Source organism: Pseudomonas gregormendelii (assembly GCF_017114825.1).
In the GTDB taxonomy this organism is placed as follows: Bacteria; Pseudomonadota; Gammaproteobacteria; order Pseudomonadales; family Pseudomonadaceae; genus Aquipseudomonas; species Aquipseudomonas gregormendelii.
The window spans coordinates 105,633-111,838 of sequence record NZ_JADEVO010000017.1; the positions used below are offsets into that span (position 1 = coordinate 105,633).

Below are 6,206 nucleotides of genomic sequence, written 5' to 3' on the forward strand. Positions count from 1 at the left end.
ATTCGCAATGAAAACTGGTAAAGAACTGAAACCCGGTACCGTGATCCGTCTCGAAAACGATCCTTGGCTGGTTCAGAAAGCTGAATTCACCAAATCCGGTCGTAACAGCGCGATCATGAAGACCAAGCTGAAAAACCTGCTGACCGGTTACAAGACCGAGATCGTTTACAGCGCCGACGACAAACTGGACGACGTAATCCTCGACCGCAAAGAAGCGACCCTGTCCTTCATCAGCGGCGACACCTACACGTTCATGGACACCACCGACTACACCATGTACGAGCTGAACGCTGAAGACATCGAAGCCGTTCTGCCTTTCGTTGAAGAAGGCATGACCGATGTTTGCGAAGCGATCTTCTTCGAAGAGCGTCTGGTTTCCGTAGAGCTGCCGACCACTATCGTGCGCGTAGTTGACTACACCGAAGGTTCGGCTCGTGGCGACACTTCCGGCAAGGTGATGAAGCCTGCCAAGCTGAGCAACGGTACCGAGCTGCAAGTGGCTGACTTCATCGAAATCGGTGACCGCATCGAGATCGACACCCGCGAAGGCGGTTCCTACAAAGGCCGTGCTAAATAAGCACAGCTTCAGGAATGAAAAAGCCCGACCATTGAGTCGGGCTTTTTTGTGCCTGCAAAATCACAGGATCGCAGCCTCGTTTCACTCGACAGCTCCTACAAGGGAATCACGTTCTTCCTGGTTCTTCCTGTAGGCGCTGTCGAGTGAAACGAGGCTGCGATCTTTTGCTGTTAAACCGTGACGTGCAAGCGCACTTCAACGTTGCCGCGGGTGGCGTTCGAGTAAGGGCACACCTGGTGAGCCGCCTCTACCAGCGATTGCGCGTCGGCTTGTTCAAGACCCGGCAGGCTGATGTGCAGGTCGATGTCCAGGCCAAAACCGCCGGGGATCTGGCCGATGCCGACATGGGCAGTGATCGAGGCATCGTTGGGGATGCTGCGCTTGGTCTGGCTGGCAACGAATTTCAGTGCGCCGATGAAGCAGGCGGAGTAGCCGGCCGCGAACAGCTGCTCGGGGTTGGTTGCTGCGCCACCCGCACCGCCCAGCTCTTTAGGCGTGGCGAGCTTGACGTCGAGGACGTTGTCGCTGGAAACCGCACGACCATCACGGCCGCCAGTGGAAGTTGCGATTGCGGTGTAGAGCGTTTGCATGATTTAGGACTCGCCAGATCAGATATGTTTCGCGCTAAATGTTTGCGCGCAAATTAAGTGCGAGATGAATGTATCGCGCTAATAGTTTGCGCGCAAGATAAATTTTGAAGCGCCTCATAGCGCAGTACCCGTCGACATCAATGTTGGATGTTATACCGCTATCGCGGGCAAGCTTTGCTCCCGCAATGGGCTTCACCTTCAGAGGCGTTCGCTCTCACCTTCAGAGGCTGTCCTGCAGATGACTACGCAGCGCTTGCAACTCGGCCTGCAGCTTCTGCAACTGCTGCAAGGTGTGGCCACTCGCCCCCAGGATGCACTGTGGAATATCGCGGGCCTTGTCCCGCAATGCACGGCCTGGCCCGGTCAACTCGACAATCACTACCCGCTCATCCTCACGGCTGCGGGTACGACTGAGCAAGCCCTCGACTTCGAGGCGCTTGAGCAGCGGCGTCAGTGACCCGGGATCGGTCAACAGACGGGCGCTGATTTCACTTACGGTCAAGCCGTCGCGCTCCCACAACACCAGCATCGCCAGGTACTGCGGATAGGTGAGGCCCAACGCCTGCAGGAGCGGTTTGTAGACTTTGGTCATCATCAGTGACGTGGAGTGCAGGGCGAAACACACCTGATTGTCCAGCAGCAGGTGGTCACAGTTATCCGGAGTGTTGCGCTTGTCGGTCATTTCAAAGCCTTGATCAGTCATCGTCATCAATCTAGTGGGCGAATCTTTAATGCGCCAGATAATTCGCGGTCAGTGCCGACCCAGGGTGTTTTGCAGCACCAGGTCCCAGGGCGGGATCGGGCTGAAACGGGTCTTCAGGTACTCAAGCAGCAGGCGACTGCGTGGGTTGGGTTGCTGCTGCAGGCGCAACGCGTAGATCCCGGTGCTTTCCGGCGGCGGCAGTCCGTTGTCACAAAACAACGGTTGCAGTTCGCCGCGCAGCAGGTATTCGCTGGCAAGCCAGGTGGGTAGATGGGCAATGCCCAGCCCGGCCAACGCACCGCACACCAGTGCTTCGGCATTGTTGGCGCTCATGCGGATGCGCGCCGGGCGGTGCAGTTGCATCTGTCCGTGCTGTTCAAAGCGCCAGGCGAAGGGCGGCGCCAGGCCGTCCCAGTCCAGGCCATCATGCTCGATCAACTGCGCCGGTTCCGCCGGCACGCCACGGAGCTTCAGGTAGGCGGGGCTCGCGCACGCAATTCGAACCATCCGCGCCAGAGGTGTGGCGACCAGGCGGGTGTCGGCCATTTGTCCGGCGCGCAGCACGAGGTCGACCTTGCCCAGGTTAAGGCCCTGCATGTCGACGAAACTGTCGATCAGGTGCAGTTGCACATCGAGGCCAGGGTAGAGCATCAGGAAGTCGGCAATCACTGGCGCCAGGTGTCGTCGCCCGAACGCGGCAGGCGCGTCGATACGAATCAGGCCTTCCGGTGCACTGCTCAGGGAAACCGCCTCGGCTCGGGCCAGGCGCAGTTCGGCGACGATCCGCCGCGCGCGCTCGGCAAACGCCAGGCCTGCCGGTGTCGCCCGCACCGCGTGGGTGCTGCGGATGAAAAGCTGGCTGCCCACGGCGTTTTCCAGGCTGTCGATACGCCGGGCGACAGCGGAGGGTGTCAGCGGATAACGACGCGAAGCGGCAGAAAAACTGCCGGTTTCCAGTACGTCGAGGAACAGCGCAAGCTGCTCGGTTAACTGATTGGGGTTCATGGCGATGCGCTTGTGCGAAGTTGGCACAGCCATTGTGCGTTGCTATGCGTTTCACTGCCAATCCCGAATGCGTAGCATGGGCCCATGATTTGGATAGGAATGTAACTGTGATTGAGTTCTCGGTGTATCTGGTGTTCGGCGCAGCCTTGGGCACCCTGGGCGGATTATTTGGCATTGGCGGCGGATTGATCGCTATCCCATTGCTGGGTGTTTTTTTCGGGCTCGACCAGCAAATAGCCCAAGGCACGGCGCTGGTCATGGTGGTGCCGAACGTAATGCTCGCCTTGTGGCGTTATCACCAGCGCAATCGCATCGAATTGCGCCACGCGTTGCCGCTGGCCGTGATGGGCTTCAGTTTTGCCTGGATCGGCTCGATCTGGGCGGTGGGCATTGATGCGCAATCCATGCGCGCCGGATTCGTTGCATTTCTGGTGGCCTTGTCTGCGTACAACCTTGTGCGAATGTTCACCACCAACCCGCCGGCAACGGCGCAAATGCGCTATTCATGGCCATGGCTGGGCGTGCTCGGCGCCGCGTCCGGGACCATGGGGGGGTTATTCGGCGTTGGCGGGGCAGTGGTGGCAACACCGGTGTTGACCAGCCTGTTCGGCACCACTCAGGTCGTTGCCCAAGGGTTGTCCCTGGCCCTGGCGCTGCCCAGCACCGGCGTGACACTGGTGACCTACGCCGTGCACCATCAAGTCAACTGGATGATCGGCGTGCCATTGGCCATCGGCGGCCTGCTGAGCATCAGCTGGGGCGTTAAAATCGCCCACGCGATGCCGGAGCGCCTGCTGCGCGGGCTGTTTTGCGGCTTTCTGGTGATGTGCGCGGTGATGCTCGCCTTTAAAGTTTGAAACCATCGACGATGTGTTCCGCCAGGCACTCAGTGATAGGCGAGGGGTTGTGCAAGTTGCGCACCAGCATGATGCTGGCCTCGGGCAACACCGGCAGACCCTCGGCCTCACCCAGGATTCGCATATCGGGGGTGATCAGGCTTTCCAGTTGCGCAGTGACTGCAAGGCCGGCGCTGACCACCGCCATGATCGCCGACAAGCTGGAACTGTTATACGCCACCCGATAATCACGCCCCATGGCATCCAGTGCATTGCACGCCCACAGGCGGCAGAAACAATCGCTGTTGAACATCGCCAGCGGCAAAGGCGCCTGCTCGTGGGCGCTGAAACATTGCGCTTCGGCCCAGACAAATCGTTCTTTGCGCAGCAGTTGGCCGATCTCGTTGCCGGGTTCGCGGGTGACGATGGACAGGTCAAGGTCCTGGCGCAGCAGCAATTGTTTTGATGACTCGCAATGCACCTCAATCTGGATCAGCGGATAGGACTGCGCAAAACGCCGCAGAATCCCGGGTAGAAAACGCATCACGTAGTCGTCCGGCGTACCGATCCGGACCATGTGTGAGGGGGTGATTGATATGGCACTAAAGGAAACTGGTGGGAAGAAGCTGGAAGAAGATGGGCAAGGCAGGAAACATAAGGGGTAAAGCTAGATATGCGATCAGAAGTGGTGCCAAACAGAGCGCTAAGCAGAAAAGTTTCTATAAAGGCCAAAGAGCCCGCGTTTAGCGGGCTTTTTGGCATCTGCGTCTAGATCATCCAGCCTCCAGACCAGACCACCCGACCCACTACCTGTAATCGCTCAAGTCGATCAGCAGGGACGGTGATCGCTGGGTAGGCCGTATTGGCACTGATGACCAGCACTCCTCCATCTAGTTGCCGCTGTAATCGCTTCGCATAAAGAAGATCGTCTAAGCGAATCACGTAGAAGGCCTCGCCCTGGATGCTGTTGCGGGATAGGTCCACCATCACAGTGTCCCCATCCTTTAGAACTGGCTCATTAGAGTCGCCATCTACGCGTACGGCAGCGAGCTGTGAGGCTTGTAGACCCTTCTTGGTGAGACTGTACTTAGTAAAGGCGAGCATCGTCAGGACGCGTGCGCCATCGCTCCACGCGCCATGCCCCTGGCTGATACGGGCGTCATATAGAGGGACGTAAGCGTAGATGCTTTCGTCTACCGCTTGCCCAGTTAAGCCTTCACTCGGATACATCTCCCCTCTACCTGACGCAATCCAGTCGAGCGACACCCCGACGGCAGAAGCCAGCAGTGCCAATGAGTTAAAGGCCGGCATTCCATCACCCGCGATCCAGCGATGAAGCGACGATAAAGCCACTTTTGCGGCTTCGGCAGCCTGTTTTCGGGATTCGAAGAGGTCAGCGACCGTCGCTATTCGAGTTTCTATTCCCGAATTCGGAAAAGAAACCGCAAATTCACCTTGTGGTGGATGTTTCTTTTCCGTGTAAGTCCCTGATTTCACTTGGTTATTTCCACTGAGACGAATGCATTACCCGAAAACGAGAATAAAAACTCTCGAATCCGGTTTACCGACTCCCGTATACGGGATATATTGTCCTAAACCGGCCGTTAGAAAGCCAAAAAAAACCACCCTTGATGATGGTTGTGACAATGGAAACTTTCGACATACCGCTCGATTTAGAGAGTCGCTGGGAGTGGATTAAATTCCAACTCCGTTTGCGCGGCACCAACCTTGCTGAGCTTGCGAGATCGCATGACCTCAATGAACGCGCAATCCGCAATGCCAAGCAGCGGCCGTACCCGAGGGTAGAAAGAGCTATCGCTGAAGCCCTAGGGCTTAAGCCTGCTCAATTGTGGCCGGAGCGTTGGAATGCCGACGGCTCTCCACTGCGTCAGCGCCCGAATCGTGCTGAGACTAATTCGGTATCTCCAAAGCATACCGAAAAAGGTCCGGTAGGTCACAGTAAAACCAAGCGGAAAGAGAGCGATGCGTAACTGGTATACGACTCAGGAACTTGCAGGACTTCCGGGCCTTCCAGGCACAGTCCCAGGTGTTCGTAAAGTGGCCGTTAGACTTGAATGGGAGAGTCGTAAACGTCTTGCAAGCAAGGCGATAGAGTACTCATTCACCTGTCTCCCGCCTGAAACTCAGTCGGCTATTTTGGCTAAAGCTGTCGCTGAGGTAGAAGCCCCTAAGGAATCGGTAAGCAGTGCTCTTATCGAAATATCTAAGGAGCGTGACGCAAAAAACACATCACGCCTGAACGATATTCAGCGCGAAGTCATGCTCGCTAGATTGGCTTTTATCCGTGAGATAGAGCGGATGAGCGTGCACGTGTCACAGAGAGCGGCAATAGATCTTTTAGTCAATCTGTAGTGGTCAACTAATCCCGGACACGACGTTAAGTTTTTCCTCGGCCCGCGCTGGTGCCAACCCCTCGTTGAATTGGTGAGGCCGAATCCAGTTGTAGCGATGCATCAAAAAATGGCTGATATCGC

At 57.1% G+C, this 6,206-nt stretch carries 8 protein-coding genes and 1 pseudogene; 4 read left to right on the forward strand and 5 right to left on the reverse strand.

All coding sequences use genetic code 11. The features are described from left to right. Nucleotides 1-7: 7 nt before the first annotated feature. On the forward strand, nucleotides 8-577 hold the full coding sequence (locus IMW75_RS14030) for an elongation factor P (RefSeq protein ID WP_032626910.1): 570 nt from the start codon (nucleotides 8-10) through the stop codon (nucleotides 575-577). Between the two features lie 170 nt (nucleotides 578-747). Here the strand turns inward: IMW75_RS14030 and IMW75_RS14035 are convergent, their stop codons facing one another. From IMW75_RS14035 to IMW75_RS14045, 3 genes are all read right to left on the reverse strand, one after another. After that, on the reverse strand, nucleotides 748-1,167 hold the full coding sequence (locus IMW75_RS14035) for an organic hydroperoxide resistance protein (RefSeq protein WP_045060209.1): 420 nt from the start codon (nucleotides 1,165-1,167) through the stop codon (nucleotides 748-750). Nucleotides 1,168-1,387: 220 nt separating this feature from the next. After that, nucleotides 1,388-1,849: a MarR family winged helix-turn-helix transcriptional regulator gene (locus IMW75_RS14040; RefSeq protein WP_205892960.1), complete on the reverse strand. Its 462-nt coding sequence runs from the start codon at nucleotides 1,847-1,849 to the stop codon at nucleotides 1,388-1,390. 69 nt (nucleotides 1,850-1,918) lie between these two features. After that, on the reverse strand, nucleotides 1,919-2,875 hold the full coding sequence (locus IMW75_RS14045; RefSeq protein WP_045060240.1) for a LysR family transcriptional regulator: 957 nt from the start codon (nucleotides 2,873-2,875) through the stop codon (nucleotides 1,919-1,921). Nucleotides 2,876-2,982: 107 nt separating this feature from the next. Here IMW75_RS14045 and IMW75_RS14050 point away from each other — a divergent pair, with 107 nt between their 5' ends. Further along, a complete protein-coding gene (locus tag IMW75_RS14050) occupies nucleotides 2,983-3,732 on the forward strand; it encodes a TSUP family transporter (protein WP_205892951.1) in 750 nt (249 codons plus the stop codon). Here IMW75_RS14050 and IMW75_RS14055 read toward each other — a convergent pair. Next, nucleotides 3,722-4,288: pseudogene (locus IMW75_RS14055) on the reverse strand (LysR substrate-binding domain-containing protein); the annotation flags it as partial. The gene IMW75_RS14050 and the pseudogene IMW75_RS14055 overlap by 11 nt on opposite strands. A 191-nt stretch (nucleotides 4,289-4,479) precedes the next feature. Beyond that, complete coding sequence (locus tag IMW75_RS27260) at nucleotides 4,480-5,208, reverse strand: S24 family peptidase (RefSeq protein ID WP_205892952.1); 729 nt, start codon at nucleotides 5,206-5,208, stop codon at nucleotides 4,480-4,482. A gap of 149 nt (nucleotides 5,209-5,357) precedes the next feature. On the opposite strand from IMW75_RS27260, the gene IMW75_RS14065 reads away from it, so the two are divergent. Together IMW75_RS14065 and IMW75_RS14070 are read left to right on the forward strand one after the other, a co-directional pair. Then, a complete protein-coding gene (locus IMW75_RS14065; RefSeq protein WP_205892953.1) occupies nucleotides 5,358-5,702 on the forward strand; it encodes a helix-turn-helix domain-containing protein in 345 nt (114 codons plus the stop codon). Continuing rightward, the gene (locus tag IMW75_RS14070) at nucleotides 5,695-6,084 is read left to right on the forward strand and encodes a DNA-binding protein (protein WP_205892954.1); all 390 of its coding nucleotides are present in this window, start codon (nucleotides 5,695-5,697) and stop codon (nucleotides 6,082-6,084) included. Before IMW75_RS14065 ends, IMW75_RS14070 begins: the two co-directional genes overlap by 8 nt. The last annotated feature ends 122 nt before the right edge of the window (nucleotides 6,085-6,206 follow it).

What these genes read in the sequence shown, in the direction of transcription:
- IMW75_RS14030 (WP_032626910.1), top strand. Translation starts at nt 8, where the DNA reads ATGAAAACTGGTAAAGAACTGAAACCCGGTACCGTGATCCGTCTCGAA.
- IMW75_RS14035 (WP_045060209.1), bottom strand. Translation starts at nt 1,167, where the DNA reads ATGCAAACGCTCTACACCGCAATCGCAACTTCCACTGGCGGCCGTGAT.
- IMW75_RS14040 (WP_205892960.1), bottom strand. Translation starts at nt 1,849, where the DNA reads ATGACCGACAAGCGCAACACTCCGGATAACTGTGACCACCTGCTGCTG.
- IMW75_RS14045 (WP_045060240.1), bottom strand. Translation starts at nt 2,875, where the DNA reads ATGAACCCCAATCAGTTAACCGAGCAGCTTGCGCTGTTCCTCGACGTA.
- IMW75_RS14065 (WP_205892953.1), top strand. Translation starts at nt 5,358, where the DNA reads ATGGAAACTTTCGACATACCGCTCGATTTAGAGAGTCGCTGGGAGTGG.
- IMW75_RS14070 (WP_205892954.1), top strand. Translation starts at nt 5,695, where the DNA reads ATGCGTAACTGGTATACGACTCAGGAACTTGCAGGACTTCCGGGCCTT.